Here is an 18,063-nt window from a genome sequence, read left to right on the forward strand (position 1 = left end):
TTCAAATCAGTTTACCCAAAAACCCTTTAAACCCCTCAAAACTTTTTCCCAACTCGATCACCTTTTTTTCACCTTCCAGAAAAGCTGCCAATCGTTCAGGAAGGATTAGCTCTTCGTCTAAAGCTTCCTCAACCACATCCCGGAATTTTCCCGGATGAGCTGTTTCCAGAAATACTCCAACAAAGCCAGAATTTTCATTCATAAAATCTTTCAGCCCCAAATACCCAACTGCCCCGTGCGGATCGAGCGTATAGCCTGTTGACTGGATTTTTTGAATAGCCTGGATCGTCTCTTCGTCGTCGTAGAAATAGCCTTTCACTCTTTCCCTGAACAGATTTTCATCTCCATGATAGAGTGAAACAAGTCTTGGGAAGTTGCTCGGATTGCCCACATCCATGGAGTTGGATACTGTTGGAATCGATGGTTGAGCCTGAAAAGCTGAACCATGCAAATAATCCGGAACAACCTTGTTGACATTAGTAGCTGCAACAAATTGATCAATCGGCAATCCCATTCGCTGCGCTAAAATTCCAGCGCCCAGATTCCCGAAATTCCCACTAGGAACAGCAAAAACAATCTTTTTTCCGTTTTTTGGAAGTCTCGAAAAGGCATAGAAATAATATAAGCACTGAGGAATCCAGCGAGCGATATTGATGGAATTAGCAGAGGTCAACAGCAATTTACTATTCAATTCAGCATCCAAAAAAGCCTGCTTCACTAAGGTCTGACAATCATCAAAAACCCCATCAACTTCCAAAGCAGTGATGTTTTGCCCAAGCGTCGTAAACTGCTTTTCCTGAAGCGGGCTAACTTTTCCTTTTGGAAAAAGAATAATGACCTCAACCCCTTCTACTCCCAAAAATCCATTGGCCACAGCACTTCCCGTATCTCCTGATGTCGCCACCAGAACGCGAAGTGTTTGACTCGATTTCTCAACCAACATGCTCATCAATTTTGAGCAAAACCGGGCTCCAAAGTCCTTAAAGGCCAAAGTTGGTCCATGAAACAATTCTAAACTGAAGATATCCTCCTCCACTTTCATGAGAGGAGCATCAAAAGTCAGCGTATGATCCACCAGTTCCCTGATCTGACTTTCGCTCAAATCCTCAGAAAACAATGCTGAAATCACCGCATAACCAATTTCCTGAAAACTCATTCCAGGAAGCTTTTGGAGCAATTCTTCCGACAATACAGGGATTCGTTCAGGCATATACAAGCCATTATCGGGCGCAAGACCTTTGATTACTGCCTCGGAAAGCGAAACTTTATAATTTGGATTATTGGTGCTGAAGTACTGCATAGTCTTACTTTTCTTCGAGAACGTAGGCGCCTCGGATGTTAATCGCTGAATGATAGGCGTCGACTCCAAGTCCGATGGAATCATAGACTTCCTGTGCAGCTTTGATGATGGCTTCGGAGGCTTCAGCACCTTTGGAAAGTGTGAAAAGTGTGGGGCCCGAACCGGAAATCCCCATTCCCAAAGCTCCGGCAGACTTTACTGCTTCTTTCACTTCGTAAAAACCCGGAATCAAGGTCGCTCGGTAAGGTTCGGCGATTACATCCCGCAGCGATCTTCCGATCAATTCGAAATCTTCCTGAAACAATCCAGCAATCAATCCCGCTACATTACCAGACTGAATTGTGGAATGCTTCAGGGATACATTGTCTCTCAATACAGATCTAGAATCGGAGGTTTTCAGTTCGAAATGCGGATGCAACAAAGTGCAATGCAATCCATCCGGCACGTGAAGTTTGATTACATCAAGTGGATGATAATCCCGAATCAGAACAAATCCCCCCAACAAACTCGGAGCGACATTATCCGCATGACCTGCGCCACAAGCTGCTTTTTCTGCAGCTATCGCAAAGGGAAGTAGGTTTTTCTTTTCAAATGGAGCTCCGAGCAAATAATTTGCCGCAACTAATGCCGCAACTGCACTCGCCGCACTGGAACCCATTCCCGAACCTAAAGGCAAGCCTTTTTTCAGAGAAATATCCATTCCAATATCCTTCCCCATCTCATCGAGCATAGCTTGGATGGCAACGGCACAGGTATTTTTCTCTACCTCGTATGGCAATCTTCCTTCGTCTCCTTGGATAGTGACGACTTTCAGACCTCGGCCTTCCCTAAGCCGAATTTCCACCTCATCACCCATGGCATCAATTGCAAATCCAAGGATATCGAATCCACAGGACACATTGGCGACTGTAGCGGGTGCAAAAGCTTTGACCGATCGCATTATTCCCGAGTATAGTTACCGATTCGAATCACGTCTGCAAACACACCCGCAGCGGTCACATCCGCTCCAGCACCCGGTCCTCTGATGATCATCGGGCGATCGTGATAACGTTCTGTGGTCAACAGGATCATGTTGTCACTTCCCTTCAAGCTTGAGAAAGGATGGGATTCTGGCAGGGATTTCAAACCAACTTTGGCTTTTCCATCTTCCAATGTTGCCATGAATCGAAGTCTTTCACCTTTAGCTTTTGCATCAGCTAAAAGCTTGGCAAAATCGGAATCGTGACTTTTCAGCTTTTCGAAAAACTCATCCACTGAAGCAGTCTGCTTACAATCTTCCGGAACCATACTTTGGATGGTGATATCATCAAACTCCAATTCCTGTTCGGCTTCCCGACCAAGAATCAAAATTTTCCGAGCGACGTCCATTCCACTCAGATCATCTCGTGGATCGGGTTCGGTAAAGCCTTTTTCTTTGGCAACTTTTACCACTTCGGAAAAAGGTGCTCCGTTTTCAAGTTCGGAGAAAATGAAGTTCATAGAGCCGCTGAGCACGGCTTCGATTCGGATCACCCGATCACCTGAAAGCATTAAATCCTGCAAGGTATTAATCACCGGAAGTCCAGCCGCCACATTGGTTTCATATAAGAAGTTGACCCCTCGACGCTTAGCAATTCGCTTCAAAGCTCGATACTGATCCATCGAGCCTGAATTTGCCTTTTTGTTTGGAGTCACGATCCCAACTTTCGCTTCCAAGACTCGGGAATAGGTATCTGCCACTTCCAGACTTGCAGTGCAATCCACAAAGACCGAGTTGGAGAAGTTCATCTCCTCCATGGTTTGAATGAATTTGTCAAGATCCATTTTTTGATCGGAATCACTGAGCTGATGTGGATTTTTTAGATCAAATCCATCTTCATGGAATGCCATAAATCGACTATTTGCCAAGCCATGAATTTGGATATCCAATTCATTGGCACGCAGCAATTTATTCTGCTGCGACTTGATCATTTTGATCAGTGCCTGACCAATCAGTCCTGTGCCAACCAAGAAGACGTGGAGCACTTTATTTTCGGAAAGGAAAAAAGCCTCATGGAGCGCGTTCAAGGCCTTTTGCAAATCAATCTGTGGGATTACGGCAGAGATATTCAATTCCGAACTTCCCTGTGCAATCGCCGCTACGTTGATATTATTTCTTCCCAAAGCTCGGAACATTCGTCCGGATGCGCCTGGGTTTTGTTTCATATTTTCTCCTACTACGGCTACAGTCGCCAAGCCGTGAAGCAAGGACACTTCATCCATTTCGCCGGATTTGATTTCGTAGTAAAACTCTTTTTCGATCGCCTCTTTGCCCTGATAAGCTTCATGGGTTTTGATCGCCAAGCAAAGACTATGTTCCGACGATGCCTGAGAAATCAGTAGAATATTCACTTTGGCTTCCGCCAAAGCTTTGAAAACTCGGCTCACAGTCGCTCCACCTTCCATCAAGCCTGCACCTTGCACGGTGACGATCGAGATATTGGACATCGAGCTGATCCCTTTGATCAAGGCACCGTGGCTTACTTCACCATTGATGAGCGTACCGGCATTTTCCGGTTCAAAGGTATTCTTGATGTGGATCGGGATACTTTTCCGCATCGCCGGCTGCATGGTAGCAGGGAAAATAACTTTCGCCCCAAAATGCGAAAGCTCCATGGCTTCATTGTAGCTCAGCTGAGGAATGGTAAATGCGGTGTAAACCAATTTCGGATCAGCAGTCAAAACACCAGAAACATCAGTCCAAATCTCCAGATCCTGAGCTTCCAAAGCTGCCGCAAAAATCGCTGCTGTGTAATCAGAACCTGATCGACCAAGAGTGGTAGTCTCTCCTTTGGCAGTGGAAGCTATGAAGCCAGTGATAACTTTTACTCCATCGTGTTTGATAAAATAATCCTTAACCTGAGTATTGGTCACCTCAAAATCCACGCGCGCTTGTCCGAATCGATCATTAGTTCGGATGACATCGCGAGCATCTACAAATTGCGTCTTTATACCTTTTCCAGCCATGGCTTCTGCCAAAATGAACGCAGAGAGTCGCTCTCCAAAGCTTGCCACATAGTCTAGTGTGCGAGCTGAATTTTCTTTGATAAGGTAGATTCCGTGAAAAAGATCCTCCAATTCCTTGAATCGAACCTTCACATAGGTCATGACTGTGGATTGGTTTTGGACAGCAATCAACTGACGAACGATGTCCAGATGCTTTTCCTCCAAAGTTTGCAAAAGGTCACGGTAGACCTGATCTCCTTCTCTGGACAATCGTGCGATGGTTAAAAGCGTCTCTGTGACCCCGCCAAAAGCCGAAAAAACAACTGCAATCTCATGCTGCTTGAGCTTGTCTTGAAGGATCGCAAATACCTTTCGGATATTTTCGGAGTTCGCTACGGAAGAACCTCCAAACTTGATGATTTTCATGTTCAAACTGGAAATAAATGCTGGAAATAAATGATTGGCCGAAATGGCCTCAGGGGCGAGTAACTAAAGATGACAACGGGTCACCCCGTAATCATGGTAGTCATTCCAGTGGTGAAAGTAAAAAATACAGGTGCACACATATCCACTGTTGGAAGTGCTGAAAAGAATGAAAAAGAATGTGCTGCAAGAACCATGACTGGAAGATTGACTTGACAATCTTACAGCGAAAAAACGGTTTGACCAAACAAAGTGATGGAGATTTGCATTTTTTCTAAATTTTCAGCAGCCTTAAATCAAAAACGTTGATCATTTGATAATTGGATTTTAAAATTTCTTAATGGAATAAAAATTGAGATGAGATCTATTTTCCTAACTTATAGAAAGTTTAGATTTTGAACTCTATGACACAAATTCGCATACTATCTCTTGTGTTTTTCCTTCTTTTTTGCAGTGGATGCGTCGGTACCGAAGGCTTGAATTCAGTAAGTATTTTGACCAGAAATAATTGGGTACTTTATTCCTTAGCAGGCAATCAAATTGACAAAAGTAAATTTGGGATGGAACTCCCATCTTTGGATTTCTTAGAGGGAGGAAGATTGGCCGGATTTTCAGGATGTAATAATTTCTCAGGTGAATTTACCTTGAAAGGAACTGAAATTAGTCTGGAACCCGGTGCTATGACCAAAAAGGCTTGCCCGGGAACTGCAGAACCCGAATTCATTTCTGCCTTGGAAAGAGTGAAAAATTTCACTGTGAAAAAGGAAAAGCTCACCCTTCTGGACGGCACCACAGAACTGATGAGCTTTATACCCAATAAAGACTAAAGTCTAGTTAAATCAACTCTTCGATTACATGCATTTTTCCTCGGAAGTTCACCTGATCTTTCTTTTTCTTGCCGATCAATAACTCACCTAAGGGAGAATTTTTACTCATCAAAAATACCTTAGTATCCTCTACCTTAACTTGTCCAATACTGACGGCCATCAAAAACCAATCAGCACCAAGCTTTAATAAAGCACCCTCCTGCACAGAGACCGGTGTATCTTTTATCGATTGAAGTCTATATAATTCGTCCAAATCAAGTTTACCCTGCTTGATTTGCTTTTCCAGGGTATTTAGATCTTGGGTGATGGTTTCCCTACTGGTTTCATATTTGTCTCCAGCACTGTTTTTTTCCTCTTCAAGAATGCTCTCAATTACATTTTTCCGCTCTTGGTTGAGTAATGCTTCTTTCTCTTTCAGTTGCGTCAAAGCAGCCTGATAAACTTTCGATTTGAATTCGTTCATAAATTTTAGCTTTCGCAGGGTTCTTTTCTTCGAGTGTCTATTATATACACGATTTTCCAGCCTTCTGCCATTTTTACCAGCTGGAAAGAGTTTACTCCGCAATGACTGAAATTACCGTTGACATAAAACTGATAGGGCGTCCAAGCTGATGCCATGGTACCATCTATTTTGATTTGGTAATCCAAGATTCGTTCATCCAAGTTCGTGCCCTCAGGGGTCGTGGCAATTCGTTTTACAAAATCCGCCACGGGATTACTTCCAACTTCACTTCCTTCGGGTTTTGCAATGATTGTCTGCATCAGAGCATCTTTTGAAAAAGCCGCAGCGACTTGATCTGCATTTTTTGTGCGCATTCCGTCAAAAAGACTTTTGATCACGGCCTCTACTTCTTGTTCTTCAGTTTGAGCAAATCCATTAAAACTCAAAAGGATACAAAAAAGGCCTGAAAAGAGAATCTTATTTACCATAGTTATACAAAATTAAACTCCACCATAAAGTTTGAATGTCATATTTCGCAATGCTGGGTTATTCACCGCATAATGCATCGCCTCAGCTATTTCTTTAGGACTTACCCACTGCGTAAAATCAGCCTCAGGCATTGATTCCCGATTGGCCTCAGTATCGATAATGCTTGGCACAAAAACATGACTTCGGATTTGTGTGTCTTTTACTTCTTGAGCCAGAATTTCTGCAAGTGTCAAGACCAACTTTTTGCTCAAAGAGTAAGCAATCGTACCCATTGCGCTATCCAATTCCATTGCAGGTCTAGCCCCCACAAAAAGAAAAGTACCTTTTTGCTGCTTTTTCATAATCGGCAGAAATCCCCGAACCATGTGATATCCACTGAAAAAATTCAAGTGAAACATGGTTTGAATGTCTTTTTCCGGAGTGGACTCCATGTCCCCCATCGAAAACCCTCCAACTAACAAGGCTAAAGCATCCAAGTCATTATACTGCATCTGAAACTCCCTGACAAACTCTAAAACAGCTGTCTCATCCGTGACGTCAACTTCATAATTGTCATCCGCTTCCTCTACTGGATCGTCTTCATTAGGTTTTAACAGAGCAATCACATGATAACCTTCCCGCTTGAATTTATCTACAACAGCCCTTCCAAGACCCCCTGCTGCACCAGTAACTATTATATTTCTGCTCATGTCTTCTCTGAATTTGTTTCGATAATCGCTAAAATTAGACTTTATTTTTCGATTGAAATATGAATCACCTCAAAAGCAGTATCCGTTCCAAAGAGAATGTCCGCAAAAGAAACTTTGTAATTAAGCTTTTCTTGCTAATTATTTTGGAGATTATTTATGAAGGAGACACCATTTTAAGTCCTTTTCTTGAAAAGTTTGCAATTTTCAACAACATCATTCGAGCCTTGATTTTTTTGATCAGCGCCAATTTGATCATATCCTTGGGACGAATTATCACGCTCCGGATTTACCTAAGACAACGTGAGGAAACAAAAGTTCAGCCCAATTTTGTGCTTGGTATAGACAGGATCGCAAGTTTGCTCAACAGTTTTGCATTATTGATCTGCCTAATGCTGGCTTTCGGCATCAAACCTTTGGAGTTCTTGACAAGTATCACAATCGTGGCAGCGGCTATCGCACTTTTGACTAAGGATTACATCACCAATATCGTCAATGGCTTGATCATGATGTTTTCGGATCAATTGGAAGTCGGAGACAAAATTCATGTTGGGAGGCATATAGGCTTCATTCGTGATATCACCCTGATAAATATGGTATTGAAAAATGATGCAGGAGAAATCATCCTGATCCCCAATTCTATGGCATTAAATTCAGATGTAGTCAACTTTTCAAAAAACAATACCCATCAGGTAATTTTTGATTTCGAGATTTCATCTAAAAATGAAATTCACATGGATGCCATAGAGGAAAAACTCACCGAACGACTTAAAAAATATCCGGATATCGTATTTACCGAAGGTGCCCAATTGAATGTAATTGAACGAAAAGCCGAAACTTTCATGGTCAGATTTCAATTTCCCATCAAAACCGGCGAAAAAATAACCGAAAACCTCGTGAAAAAAGAAATTAATCAAGCTTTGATCAACTGGAATCATGAGCACAGACAAGGTTAACTACTTCGATTTGGTCTATCAGGTCGTACGAGAAATTCCTAGAGGTCGGGTGACCAGCTATGGGGCAATTGCGCACTATTTGGGGTTAAAAAGTGGTGCTCGTATGGTTGGTTACGCCATGAATGCCGCACATACTATGCTGGATGTGCCTGCTCAGCGAGTGGTAAATCGACGAGGATTGCTTACTGGAAAACATCACTTCGAGACCTCCACACGAATGCAGGAACTTTTGGAAGCAGATGGAGTCCAAGTAGAAAATGACCAAGTCCAAGACTTTGAGAAAGTCTTTTGGAACCCTGAAATAGAGCTAGGTATTTAGTCCTTTTTGCGCAGCAGATAAAGCCCCAAAAACATAAAAGCCCCATTTAAAATCAATGCCTCAAATCCGAATTTGTAGCCCCAGAACCACTGCTCTGAATTTTTGCTAATGATGAAAGTAATGATCGGAGCAGCCACAGCAATGTAGGGGACAAAGCGGTCTTTGACTTTCATTTTGGTAAAAAGCCCAAAGGAATAGAGCCCAAGCAAAGGTCCGTAGGTGTATCCGGCAATGATAAAGACAGAGTTGATGACGCTTTGATCGTTAAGCCAATAGAATCCCAAAATCATAAAAAACATCAGTCCGGTAAAAATGAGGTGGACTTTTTTACGAATGGAGACCCTTTTTTCAGGTGCATATTTTCGCTCGATCTGCAGAAAATCTATGCAAAATGACGTGGTCAGAGCTGTCAACGTAGAATCTGCACTGGAATAAGCAGCGGCCGTAATTCCCAGGACAAATACAATTCCTACAAAAGCCGAAAAATGCTGTGTAGCCAGGAGTGGGAAAAGTTCATCTGATTTTGTAGGAAGTGGAATGCCTTTGCTTTCGGCATATAAATAAAGAAGCACACCAAGGGAAAGGAAAAGAAGGTTAACAATCACCAAAATGGTCGTAAACCAAAACATATTTTTCTGTGCATCACCGATATTCTTGCAGGTTAGATTTTTCTGCATCATATCTTGATCAAGTCCAGTCATCACGATGGTAATGAATGCTCCAGAAATAAACTGCTTGAAAAAATTGGTACCTGCTTTCCAATCCCAGTTGAAAATCTCTGAGCGACTATCCTTCGCAACGGAAGAGATGTAAGCCCCGAGGCTTTTGAGTCCGAGCTCATTTCCAATAAAATAAATTGTGATCACGACCGTAGCAAGCATAAAAAACGTCTGTAGCGTATCAGTCCAAACGACAGTTTTTATCCCTCCACGATGGGTGTAGAGCCAAATCAATCCCACTGTGATCAAAACAGAAACCCAAAATGGAACTCCTAAAGGGTCAAATAGGATTAACTGTAATACACTGGCCACAAGATAAAGTCTTAGAGATGAGCCTAAAGCCCGAGAAAGAATAAAGAAGAAGGCACCAGTTTTGTACGACCAAAACCCAAATCGATCCTCCAAATAGGAATAAATGGATACTAAATTAAGTCGATAATAAAGTGGAAGGAGCACCTTGGCAATGGTGAAATAACCCAATGTATAGCCCAAAACAACCTGGAAATAAAAGAAGTTACTATTTCCTATTTCACCGGGAACTGAAATAAAAGTCACACCGGAAAGTGAGGCTCCAATCATCCCAAATGCAACCAAAAACCAAGGCGATTGCCTGTCACCGGTAAAAAAAGTTTCAGCAGTCACCTGACGAGAAGTGTACCAAGAGATCAAAAAAAGTACAAGAAAATAAGCCGAAATGACTATCAGGACAACTTGGTAATTCATAAAGGAAGGTCAGGTATCACGCTAAGTTGTCTATTATTCTTAATTTTGCAAAATGAACCATTCAAGCACAACCCTCCCCTACATCGAAGAGTCGGAAATTCTCCTGGAAGAACTGCAGGACCAAGAGGAATTGGATCTAGTGGTCTTCAATGATGACGTCAATACATTCGAGCATGTCATCAATATTTTGATGAAAGTCTGCAAACACTCTCACGAGCAAGCGGAGCAATGCACGATTGTAATCCATTACAAAGGAAAGTGCGCTGTAAAAAAAGGCTCAATGGAAGAGCTTAAGCCGATGTGTGAAGCAATTCTCGATTCAGGGATTCAGGCAACCATTCTTTAATTCTTAGCTTTCTTGAACTTTCCCTCCAAATTAATCGAAGATGCCGTCACGGAAATATCCCGTCTCCCTGGCATTGGCAAAAAAACAGCGCTTCGTTTAGCCCTTCATCTATTAAAGCAAAATGAGGTTGTCACTGAGGCTTTAGCCTTAGCGATTACCAAAATGCGGGAGGAAATTCAATATTGCCGGACTTGCCATAACATTTCGGATGATGAAGAATGCAGCATCTGCAAAAGTCATCGAAGGGATCGATCTATCATCTGCGTGGTAGAAGATATTCGTGATGTATTAGCCATCGAAAACACCAACCAATATCAGGGACTTTACCATGTTTTGGGTGGAGTGATTTCACCTATTCAGGGAATTGGACCGGAAGAACTAAAAATCGAATCGCTTTTATCTCGGGTCACGACAGGAGAAGTTTCTGAAATTATTTTGGCACTGTCAGCCACGATGGAAGGCGATACCACATCATTTTACCTAAGCAAAAGATTAAAGGAATCCGGCGTCAAAGTGAGCTCCATCGCAAGAGGAATTCCTGTAGGAGGAGAATTGGAATTTACCGACGAGGTGACGTTAGGACGAAGCATCCTGACTCGGATAAATTATGGGCAAGAGTAAAGATTTATTTGCGAGGGACGAATCGCGTTCTATATTTGCACTCCGATCGGGGGATTAGCTTCCCGAAAGTGTTCGGGACTAGAGCATCCCGATAGCAATCGGGAGGGTTCCCGAAATTCTTCGGGACAGGCTAGTGGTTCGAATCCGAGAAAGAATAAAAGGGGGATTAGCTCAGTTGGCTAGAGCATCCCGATAGCAATCGGGAGGGTTCCCGAAATTCTTCGGGACAGGCTAGCGGTTCGAATCCGAGAAAGAATAAAAGGGGGATTAGCTCAGTTGGCTAGAGCATCCCGATAGCAATCGGGAGGGTCAGCGGTTCGAATCCGAGAAAGAATAAAAGGGGGATTAGCTCAGTTGGCTAGAGCACTACGCTGGCAGTGTAGGGGTCATCGGTTCGAATCCGATATTCTCCACTAAGGCAAGTTTTTAACTTGCCTTTTTTAATTTTTAGCTATTTTGGATTATGTACTTCGTCTACATTATTTTCAGCTCCAAAACGAACAAATTCTAAATTGGATCAACCGATAAGTTAGAGAGCAGATTAAAACACCACAATTCCGGTTCCACACCTTCTACTAAAACAGGTGCTCCACTTTGGGAAATCAAATACACAGAAAAATTAGCTGACAGAACTTCTGCATTGAAACGCGAGCTTGAAATCAAAAAGAAAAAGAGCCGGAAATACCTTGAATGGTTGATAAGCTCCGTTGATTAGCGCCTCCCGCTAGCTAGCGGCATGGTTTCCGAAATATGAAAGAACCTCCAAATATCAAAAGGCCTTAATTTTTTTAAGAGATTGGTTAAATTCAAAGAACAAATGAAAATATGCCAATAGCCAGACCCTTTCTTCTCTTTTCAATTTTAATCTCACTCTGTTCCTGCTCTTGCGAACCAGAAGACATAATGCGCTTAGCTTTTAGTGGAATGGAAAGCCTTATGGGCAAAGGATTTATGCCTTCCGAGGAAATCAGAGCTTTGGGAAAGTTTCAGGGAATGAGTGTTAACCTCAGCCAATCAACCATCGATGATTCTCCTGAATCCACCATTTTTTTAAAATTGGAAAATGGAGATCCTGCCATCTTAGGATATCAACCTGAAATTTTAGCTCGAAAATGTGCTGAAATCTATCTCCGAGATTTTGCAAAATCTGCCAACTATCAAAAAATCACGGTTCAATTTATCCTGTCTGATCCTTCAAATCCTGAAAATATCGCCATACAGGAATACACCTTTGACACGGCAGATTTCTAGTGCAAATCCATTCAGCATTTGATCTTTTTTCTAATACCCACACCAACAATAAAATGAATTTCAAAGCTATCTGTTCCGATATCGACGGAACACTACTCAATTCCGAACGAGATCTTTCTCCAAGGTTGAAATCTGTGATCAACCAATTCCCGAAGGATTTCCCGGTAATTCTTGCCAGTTCCAGGATGCCCGATGCGATGCGCCATTTGCTTCGAGATTTGGGAAAATCCAATGAGCCATTGATCGCCTACAATGGCGGATTTGTCTTGGATAAATTGGGGGATGTTCTGGATTCAGTTGACATCCCTCTAAATCTGGTGGCCAAAATCCTGGAAATGACTCGAAAAACCGAAATCCACGTCAGCCTTTATCATGGAGAAAACTGGTACGAGCCCAAGGAAGACTATTGGTCAAAACGAGAGATCCAAAACACCAAAGTGGAGCCTACCTGGATGAGTGGAAATGATGTTTTGGACCTATGGGCTAAAGATAATCTGGGAGCTCATAAAGTCATGGTGATGGGCGAATCGAATGAAATCTCTTGGCTTTTTGGAGAATTGCACCTCGCATATTCAGCGGATTTGCATTTGTACCGATCCAAGGATACATACATCGAGATCGCTCCTCGAAAAATATCCAAAGCAACTGCATTAAAACTGGTCTTGGAAAATCTCTATGACTTTGGAATGGAAGAAGTCATCGCCTTTGGAGACAACTACAATGATATTGACCTGATTCAAAAGGTGGGTTGGGGAGTCGCTGTAGCCAATGCAAGACCTGAAGTGAAAGCTGTGGCCAAGGAAATCACGCTCCATCACAAAGAAGACGGGGTGGCCGCTACCTTGGAAAGGATGAGAATTGAAGGATGAAAGCTGAAGTCAGAAAGCTGAAATTTTAGACTTCATACTGAATAATTCCGACTTACAAGATTCCCGAACCATCCTCCACCTCCTCAATCGCGTGAGTCAAAAAGTCATTAAATGGCTTCATCCTTCGGAAACCATCCAATGCAAAAGTGACAAAAGCGCCAGATTCCACAGCTTTATCAGATATTGGATGTGATACCGTATAACTTTTCAGCTTGAGGTATTCAATGAATGGATGATCGGCTTCATAATCTCTTGGACTGGTTTTGAGTTTGTCGCCTTCGATTCCTTTAAAAAGCTTCTTGAACTCTGGGTCATTTTCTATTCGCTCCAGTTCAGCGCCGCTGTAATCAATTTCTTTTCGGATTTTCTTTAAAGTATCCGCTTCCGGCATCCAAATCCCACCTGCCAGAAATGAATTTCCAGGTTGGACCTGAAGGTAATAGCCTGGACCTGGAGACTTTTTTCCTCCTGGAGAAAAATAAGCTCCGAAGTTGGACTTATACGGATCTTTATTGGCGGAAAAACGCACATCCCGATTTTGTCGAAAAACACAATCTTTTGGTTTGAAAGCTGAAAGCTGTGGTTCCAGTTCTGTCATTTCCTTCAGCAAAACTGCCACATCTTCCAGAAATCGCTCCTTGGTTTCCAGATACCATTTCTTGTTGGCATCCATCCAGTCTTTGTGGTTGTTTTGGGCTAAGGCGGAAAGGAAATCGAGGTAGGGACGCATAAGGAAAGGTCAAAGGATAAAGTTAGAAATCTTTAACTAGGATTCTAAAGGTTAACTTATTGAACGGTAATGAAGTTTCAAGTCTTAAAATTCAAAAACACAAAACCGTAATGAATGGGAACTTTTTAGCTAAATTACACGTGTTAAATTCTCAAAAGCTACACGTGTCATGAATACGAAATTAACGCTTACCATCGAAAAAGATGTGATCGAAAAAGCCAAGGAATATGCAGCCCGACAAGGCCAAAGTTTATCTTCTTTGGTGGAAAACTACTTCAAGCATATCACATTTGAAAAGAAAGAAGAACCAAAGAAAAGTGAACTAAAACCGCTTCCAGAAAGCTTTATGAAGTTGAAAGGATGCCTTAAGCATGAAGGCGAATTTGATTATAAGGAAGAGCTGACAAAAGCATTGATGGAAAAATATGGGCTCTAGTTTCTTTATTGATTCAGATGTGATTCTTGATTTTCTGCTAAATAGGGATCCATTTAATTTCTCTGCTGATGAGATTTTTGAAAAAGGATATAATCAAAAAATTCAGATTTTCTTCTCTTCCCTGACTGTTGCAAATATCCATTACCTACTTCGGAAACAGTACGGAAATGATATTGCCCTTGAAAAGATATCAGAATTATTAAGGTTCTGCAAAATCCTTCCGGTTACGGAAAAAGAAATCTACGCGGCAATCAAAAGTGGCTTTTCAGATTTTGAGGATGCCATTCAGTATTTTACCGCCCTTCAAAATCCAGAAATAAAAGGAATCATTACCAGAAATTTGTCAGATTACAGAAAGTCTAAAATTTCTGTTTTTTCACCTGAAATCTTCCTTTCTTCTTTCAAATAAAATTCACCAATCCCTCCAACTTCATCCCCCTACTTCCCTTTATCAAAATCAAATAATCCTCTAATTGACTGTCCTGAAGCCAGTTTCGGAAGGAAAAAGGATCTGGGAAATAGAGGGCTTTAGGTGCTTTTTCCAGTGCTGAAGCTATCAGTTTTCCGGTAAAGCAAACCTTGTCAATCGGATATTCACTCACAATTTCTCCCAGCCTTCGATGCTCGGCCTCAGCATGCTCGCCGAGCTCAAACATATCACCTAGGATGACCATCTTATACTTTCTTCCGGTCATCTGCCCAAAAGTTCGGATCGCCACTTCCATACTGGATGGATTGGCATTGTAAGCATCGAGAATGATCAAGTTACTGCGCTTCTCAACCAACTGAGAGCGCATGTTTTCGGGTTTATAGTTGACAATTCCTGCCACTGCATTCTCCATCTCCACTCCAAAAAACTTCCCGATCGTCAGTGCATTGGCAATATTTCCAAAATTATACGCTCCGATCATAGAGGTCAGGTGCTCACCTTCTACTCCCGCCACCGAAAACTTCACAAATGGATCTGCTCCAAGAAAATTCACCTCGCAGAAATCGTCTTGAGCCGGATAAAGCACTGGTTTTTCAAACCGCTTGGCCATGTTGGAAAGGATAGGGTCCTGAGAATTGATAAATACGGCCCCATTAGTTTCTCTTAAAAATTGAAAAAGCTCGGTTTTGGTTTTCAGCACGCCCTCCGGACCGCCCATTCCCTCGAGATGCGCTTTGCCGATGTTCGTAATAAATCCATGAGTAGGCTCAGCAATGTCACAGAGTTCCTTGATATCGCCCTGCTTATTCGCTCCCATTTCGATGATTGCAATCTCGTGCTCAGCTTTGAGCCGAAGCAAGGTCAAAGGTACACCGATGTGATTATTTAGGTTGCCAATTGTGGCCAGTGTATTAAATTTTTGTTTCAAAACGGCATTCAAAAGTTCCTTTGAGGTGGTTTTCCCATTCGAACCTGTCAATCCGATCACTGGAATGCTAAATTTCCTTCGGTGATATGTAGACAGATTTTGTAACGTCGTCAATACATCTTCACAGATAAAGTAGCGCTCATCGTCTTCGACGAAAAATTCGGCCTCATCGATTACAACTAATGAAGCACCCATTTCCAAGGCTTTTGGGGCGAACTCATTTGCGTTGAAATTGGGCCCTTTCAGTGCAAAGAAGATGTTTCCCGGATCGATTTTGCGGGTGTCGGTGCTCACTCCGGTACTTTTCAGAAAAAGACTATAAAGAATGTCCAGATTCATTTTTGAGGAAAATTTATGCCCAAAATAACGCAATGATTCACATCTTTGAGGGGGCTCTTTCGTTTTATTTTAGAGTTTGAATTTTACCTCTTCATGCAAAAATCAATTCTTATACTTTTCGCCCTGATTAGCTTTAAAGTATTCCCTCAGACCGTTTTTGAATTTGATAAGGAAAAATCCATTTCAGTCAACGGTCAAAACGTACCCATCTCCTTTTCTCAAGGGATTAATTCCGCTCAAATCCAGACCATTGACTTGACTGGAGACGGGGTCGAAGAATGGGTGATTTGGGATATCAACTCTCGAGCCCTTCAAGTTTTTGAGAAAAAGGAAGAAAACTTCTCTTTCCGGCCCGAGCTCAGCTATTTTTTCCCATCGGATATCAGCGGGTTTTTGGTCTTGGCGGATTTTGATCGGGATGGAAAAAAGGATCTCTTCACCTCCACCCCACTCGGAATTCGTGCTTATCGCAATACTTCCCAAGGCACTCAGATTTCCTGGACTTTGGCACAAAACTTCCTTAGACTTGATGGATCTGGCAACATCCCTGTCAACAACCTAGACACGCCTCTCCTTCAGGATATTGACGGGGACGGAGATTTGGATTTGGTGATTTTCAATTTTGCCCAAGGTGATTTCTTGGAATTCTTCCGCAATACTTCCGTGGAGAGAAAAGGAACTCCCGACATCGATGGATTCGCCTTCCCTGTAGATTTTTGGGGAAATATGGTCTTTTGTGGGTGTGATACCATTTCTTTAGGAGTGAGATGTGACGGCCGACCAATTAATTTCCGGCTCGATGCTAACGAAAATGCACGGATCCAGCATGCCGGAGGGCATAGCATCCTATATCGGGATTTTACAGGCGATGGTATACCCGATTTGCTGATAGGTCGAGACGAATGCAACTCCCTCTACTTTCTACCCAACCAAGGTTCATCAGATAGTCCTCTTTTTACATCTTTTTCAACTCAAGTTCCCGGATATGGAGCTTTACCCAATTTTCCTAGATATCATGTGGGGCAGTTGATCGAAGAAGATCTTGTGATCAGCTTGAATACCAATGAAACTTCCGCTCCTTTTCGAATTGACTTTGCTAATTCGGTAGTGAAGCAGGAGAAAGGTAACGGAACTGTCAGCCCAATACTCCAGGATCAACTTTTCGATTTGGGAGAAAATGCCCGGCCCTATTTCAAAGGAAATGTCTTTGCAGGCGAACTTTGGCTAACAGCCAATGCGAAAAATGGAGAAAATATCATGGGCCAAGCCTATCGACTCAGCTATTCGGGAAATCAATTTGAGTTGCTCAATTCGAATTATCTTGAGCTTTCAGCTTTGAATCTCCTCGATCTTCAACTCATCGAATACGGAAGTGTAAAAAATCAATCTTACTTGCTGGCATCCGGTGTGCGAAACACCAATGGAGTTCCTTCGCAGGTTTTACTTCGGGGACAAGGGTCAAACTGGACGGATTTTCCACTTTCGGGCTTGACGTTGAGGGTGGGTGATCAGTTGAGCTTTTTTCCATATCAAGGGAAAGATCATTTTCTCGTCGCTTCGCAAAATGGCAGTTTGACTTTGTATGAAGTGGATTTGGAAACTGGATCTGCTACGCTTAAAACAGCCAATTTCCTCGGATACCAAGACAATCCTGCCAATCGAAATCTCAGTGTGGCTGTACGAATTCAGGAGAAACCGGATCTGTATGCAGTGGATCAGACAGGAAGAATTTTTCTGATCAAGGACATGATAAACTCAGACGTTCGGGAAGAAGTGTTGGTGAAAATCGGGGATCAAAATCTGCCATTCCGCTTAGGAAGAAATACCTGGATTTCGGTTGTCAATCCGGGTTTTGATGATCAAGTCGATCTGATCTTGGGAAGCCGTGGAGGGGGAATTACATATTTAAGTTCCGTAAAAACAGAAGAGACAAATGAAAGAGATCTGTTAGTCAAAATCTATCCCAATCCGACCTCAGGACCGTTCAAGGTCATTTCGAATATAACGGCGAAAGCCAGATTGGTCACCTCTTTGGGACAGGTTTTACTGGAAGAAATAACTATACCAGCAAATCGGGAAATAGAAATCCAAGCTCAAACGCTGCAGCCTGGCATTTACTTCTTGCAACTGGAAACGGAGGATCGGAAAGTGGTGGTGAAGAAAATACTGGTGAGGTGATTTCTATTTCTCAGTAGAGTAGAGTCGTCAGGGAAGAGAATCCCTGACGTACCCCCTCTTCAATCCGTACGTGCGGTTTTCCCGCAT

The 18,063-nt window shown here is 42.4% G+C and carries 20 protein-coding genes and 1 tRNA gene; 12 read left to right on the plus strand and 9 right to left on the minus strand.

The window, feature by feature from the left end:
* Position 1 precedes the first annotated feature (1 nt).
* The 3 genes from thrC to thrA are packed head-to-tail and all read right to left on the minus strand — an operon-like array spanning position 2 to position 4,690.
* A complete protein-coding gene (gene thrC, locus ACK4HU_RS17365) occupies positions 2-1,300 on the minus strand; it encodes a threonine synthase (protein ID WP_409808895.1) in 1,299 nt (432 codons plus the stop codon).
* Between the two features lie 4 nt (positions 1,301-1,304).
* On the minus strand, positions 1,305-2,240 hold the full coding sequence (locus ACK4HU_RS17370) for a homoserine kinase (protein WP_409808897.1): 936 nt from the start codon (positions 2,238-2,240) through the stop codon (positions 1,305-1,307).
* Positions 2,240-4,690, minus strand: a complete 2,451-nt coding sequence (thrA, locus tag ACK4HU_RS17375) for a bifunctional aspartate kinase/homoserine dehydrogenase I (RefSeq protein WP_409808898.1) — start codon at positions 4,688-4,690, stop codon at positions 2,240-2,242. The genes ACK4HU_RS17370 and thrA overlap by 1 nt, the downstream gene beginning before the upstream one ends.
* A gap of 401 nt (positions 4,691-5,091) precedes the next feature.
* On the opposite strand from thrA, the gene ACK4HU_RS17380 reads away from it, so the two are divergent.
* Positions 5,092-5,514 carry an META domain-containing protein gene (locus ACK4HU_RS17380; protein ID WP_409808900.1) on the plus strand — a complete coding sequence of 141 codons (423 nt, stop codon included), beginning with the start codon at positions 5,092-5,094 and terminating at the stop codon, positions 5,512-5,514.
* 7 nt (positions 5,515-5,521) lie between these two features.
* Here the strand turns inward: ACK4HU_RS17380 and ACK4HU_RS17385 are convergent, their stop codons facing one another.
* Genes ACK4HU_RS17385 through ACK4HU_RS17395 form a run of 3 tightly spaced genes read right to left on the minus strand, consistent with a single transcriptional unit; the run spans position 5,522 to position 7,134 of the window.
* Positions 5,522-5,977, minus strand: a complete 456-nt coding sequence (locus tag ACK4HU_RS17385) for a hypothetical protein (RefSeq protein ID WP_409808902.1) — start codon at positions 5,975-5,977, stop codon at positions 5,522-5,524.
* 5 nt (positions 5,978-5,982) lie between these two features.
* Positions 5,983-6,444, minus strand: coding sequence for a nuclear transport factor 2 family protein (locus ACK4HU_RS17390; protein WP_409808904.1), 462 nt, complete (start codon positions 6,442-6,444; stop codon positions 5,983-5,985).
* A 12-nt stretch (positions 6,445-6,456) separates the two neighbouring features.
* The gene (locus tag ACK4HU_RS17395) at positions 6,457-7,134 is read right to left on the minus strand and encodes an SDR family NAD(P)-dependent oxidoreductase (protein WP_409808906.1); all 678 of its coding nucleotides are present in this window, start codon (positions 7,132-7,134) and stop codon (positions 6,457-6,459) included.
* A gap of 59 nt (positions 7,135-7,193) precedes the next feature.
* Between ACK4HU_RS17395 and ACK4HU_RS17400 the strand changes: the two genes are divergently transcribed.
* Together ACK4HU_RS17400 and ACK4HU_RS17405 are read left to right on the plus strand one after the other, a co-directional pair.
* Positions 7,194-8,087: a mechanosensitive ion channel family protein gene (locus ACK4HU_RS17400; RefSeq protein ID WP_409808908.1), complete on the plus strand. Its 894-nt coding sequence runs from the start codon at positions 7,194-7,196 to the stop codon at positions 8,085-8,087.
* Positions 8,068-8,406, plus strand: coding sequence for an MGMT family protein (locus ACK4HU_RS17405; protein ID WP_409808910.1), 339 nt, complete (start codon positions 8,068-8,070; stop codon positions 8,404-8,406). The genes ACK4HU_RS17400 and ACK4HU_RS17405 overlap by 20 nt, the downstream gene beginning before the upstream one ends.
* On the opposite strand, the gene ACK4HU_RS17410 is transcribed toward ACK4HU_RS17405, so the two are convergent.
* Positions 8,403-9,848, minus strand: coding sequence for a sodium:solute symporter (locus ACK4HU_RS17410; protein ID WP_409808912.1), 1,446 nt, complete (start codon positions 9,846-9,848; stop codon positions 8,403-8,405). The two genes, ACK4HU_RS17405 and ACK4HU_RS17410, sit on opposite strands and share 4 nt — an antisense overlap.
* Positions 9,849-9,900: 52 nt before the next feature.
* Here ACK4HU_RS17410 and ACK4HU_RS17415 point away from each other — a divergent pair, with 52 nt between their 5' ends.
* The 6 genes from ACK4HU_RS17415 (at position 9,901) to ACK4HU_RS17440 (ending at position 12,935) form a co-directional block, all read left to right on the plus strand.
* Positions 9,901-10,194 carry an ATP-dependent Clp protease adaptor ClpS gene (locus ACK4HU_RS17415; protein WP_409808914.1) on the plus strand — a complete coding sequence of 98 codons (294 nt, stop codon included), beginning with the start codon at positions 9,901-9,903 and terminating at the stop codon, positions 10,192-10,194.
* Positions 10,195-10,206: 12 nt separating this feature from the next.
* Positions 10,207-10,815, plus strand: coding sequence for a recombination mediator RecR (recR, locus tag ACK4HU_RS17420; protein WP_409808915.1), 609 nt, complete (start codon positions 10,207-10,209; stop codon positions 10,813-10,815).
* 339 nt (positions 10,816-11,154) lie between these two features.
* A tRNA-Ala gene (locus tag ACK4HU_RS17425) sits at positions 11,155-11,228 on the plus strand.
* 98 nt (positions 11,229-11,326) lie between these two features.
* Positions 11,327-11,530: a GIY-YIG nuclease family protein gene (locus ACK4HU_RS17430; protein WP_409808934.1), complete on the plus strand. Its 204-nt coding sequence runs from the start codon at positions 11,327-11,329 to the stop codon at positions 11,528-11,530.
* 188 nt (positions 11,531-11,718) lie between these two features.
* Positions 11,719-12,066, plus strand: coding sequence for a hypothetical protein (locus tag ACK4HU_RS17435; protein WP_409808917.1), 348 nt, complete (start codon positions 11,719-11,721; stop codon positions 12,064-12,066).
* 53 nt (positions 12,067-12,119) lie between these two features.
* Positions 12,120-12,935 carry a Cof-type HAD-IIB family hydrolase gene (locus tag ACK4HU_RS17440; protein ID WP_409808919.1) on the plus strand — a complete coding sequence of 272 codons (816 nt, stop codon included), beginning with the start codon at positions 12,120-12,122 and terminating at the stop codon, positions 12,933-12,935.
* Between the two features lie 52 nt (positions 12,936-12,987).
* On the opposite strand, the gene ACK4HU_RS17445 is transcribed toward ACK4HU_RS17440, so the two are convergent.
* Positions 12,988-13,665 carry a DUF2461 domain-containing protein gene (locus tag ACK4HU_RS17445; protein WP_409808921.1) on the minus strand — a complete coding sequence of 226 codons (678 nt, stop codon included), beginning with the start codon at positions 13,663-13,665 and terminating at the stop codon, positions 12,988-12,990.
* 169 nt (positions 13,666-13,834) lie between these two features.
* On the opposite strand from ACK4HU_RS17445, the gene ACK4HU_RS17450 reads away from it, so the two are divergent.
* Positions 13,835-14,101: a DUF6364 family protein gene (locus tag ACK4HU_RS17450; protein ID WP_409808923.1), complete on the plus strand. Its 267-nt coding sequence runs from the start codon at positions 13,835-13,837 to the stop codon at positions 14,099-14,101.
* Positions 14,091-14,510, plus strand: coding sequence for a type II toxin-antitoxin system VapC family toxin (locus tag ACK4HU_RS17455; protein ID WP_409808925.1), 420 nt, complete (start codon positions 14,091-14,093; stop codon positions 14,508-14,510). Before ACK4HU_RS17450 ends, ACK4HU_RS17455 begins: the two co-directional genes overlap by 11 nt.
* Here ACK4HU_RS17455 and murF read toward each other — a convergent pair.
* Positions 14,503-15,798, minus strand: coding sequence for a UDP-N-acetylmuramoyl-tripeptide--D-alanyl-D-alanine ligase (gene murF, locus ACK4HU_RS17460; protein ID WP_409808926.1), 1,296 nt, complete (start codon positions 15,796-15,798; stop codon positions 14,503-14,505). The two genes, ACK4HU_RS17455 and murF, sit on opposite strands and share 8 nt — an antisense overlap.
* A gap of 93 nt (positions 15,799-15,891) precedes the next feature.
* On the opposite strand from murF, the gene ACK4HU_RS17465 reads away from it, so the two are divergent.
* Positions 15,892-17,976: a T9SS type A sorting domain-containing protein gene (locus tag ACK4HU_RS17465; RefSeq protein ID WP_409808928.1), complete on the plus strand. Its 2,085-nt coding sequence runs from the start codon at positions 15,892-15,894 to the stop codon at positions 17,974-17,976.
* The last annotated feature ends 87 nt before the right edge of the window (positions 17,977-18,063 follow it).

This window comes from Algoriphagus sp., assembly GCF_046296635.1.
Lineage (GTDB): Bacteria > Bacteroidota > Bacteroidia > Cytophagales > Cyclobacteriaceae > Algoriphagus.

Coding starts and splice junctions, on each gene's coding strand:
- thrC (WP_409808895.1), bottom strand. CDS start 1,300: ATGCAGTACTTCAGCACCAATAATCCAAATTATAAAGTTTCGCTTTCC.
- ACK4HU_RS17370 (WP_409808897.1), bottom strand. CDS start 2,240: ATGCGATCGGTCAAAGCTTTTGCACCCGCTACAGTCGCCAATGTGTCC.
- thrA (WP_409808898.1), bottom strand. CDS start 4,690: ATGAAAATCATCAAGTTTGGAGGTTCTTCCGTAGCGAACTCCGAAAAT.
- ACK4HU_RS17380 (WP_409808900.1), top strand. CDS start 5,092: ATGACACAAATTCGCATACTATCTCTTGTGTTTTTCCTTCTTTTTTGC.
- ACK4HU_RS17385 (WP_409808902.1), bottom strand. CDS start 5,977: ATGAACGAATTCAAATCGAAAGTTTATCAGGCTGCTTTGACGCAACTG.
- ACK4HU_RS17390 (WP_409808904.1), bottom strand. CDS start 6,444: ATGGTAAATAAGATTCTCTTTTCAGGCCTTTTTTGTATCCTTTTGAGT.
- ACK4HU_RS17395 (WP_409808906.1), bottom strand. CDS start 7,134: ATGAGCAGAAATATAATAGTTACTGGTGCAGCAGGGGGTCTTGGAAGG.
- ACK4HU_RS17400 (WP_409808908.1), top strand. CDS start 7,194: ATGAATCACCTCAAAAGCAGTATCCGTTCCAAAGAGAATGTCCGCAAA.
- ACK4HU_RS17405 (WP_409808910.1), top strand. CDS start 8,068: ATGAGCACAGACAAGGTTAACTACTTCGATTTGGTCTATCAGGTCGTA.
- ACK4HU_RS17410 (WP_409808912.1), bottom strand. CDS start 9,848: ATGAATTACCAAGTTGTCCTGATAGTCATTTCGGCTTATTTTCTTGTA.
- ACK4HU_RS17415 (WP_409808914.1), top strand. CDS start 9,901: ATGAACCATTCAAGCACAACCCTCCCCTACATCGAAGAGTCGGAAATT.
- ACK4HU_RS17435 (WP_409808917.1), top strand. CDS start 11,719: ATGCGCTTAGCTTTTAGTGGAATGGAAAGCCTTATGGGCAAAGGATTT.
- ACK4HU_RS17440 (WP_409808919.1), top strand. CDS start 12,120: ATGAATTTCAAAGCTATCTGTTCCGATATCGACGGAACACTACTCAAT.
- ACK4HU_RS17445 (WP_409808921.1), bottom strand. CDS start 13,665: ATGCGTCCCTACCTCGATTTCCTTTCCGCCTTAGCCCAAAACAACCAC.
- ACK4HU_RS17450 (WP_409808923.1), top strand. CDS start 13,835: ATGAATACGAAATTAACGCTTACCATCGAAAAAGATGTGATCGAAAAA.
- ACK4HU_RS17455 (WP_409808925.1), top strand. CDS start 14,091: ATGGGCTCTAGTTTCTTTATTGATTCAGATGTGATTCTTGATTTTCTG.
- murF (WP_409808926.1), bottom strand. CDS start 15,798: ATGAATCTGGACATTCTTTATAGTCTTTTTCTGAAAAGTACCGGAGTG.
- ACK4HU_RS17465 (WP_409808928.1), top strand. CDS start 15,892: ATGCAAAAATCAATTCTTATACTTTTCGCCCTGATTAGCTTTAAAGTA.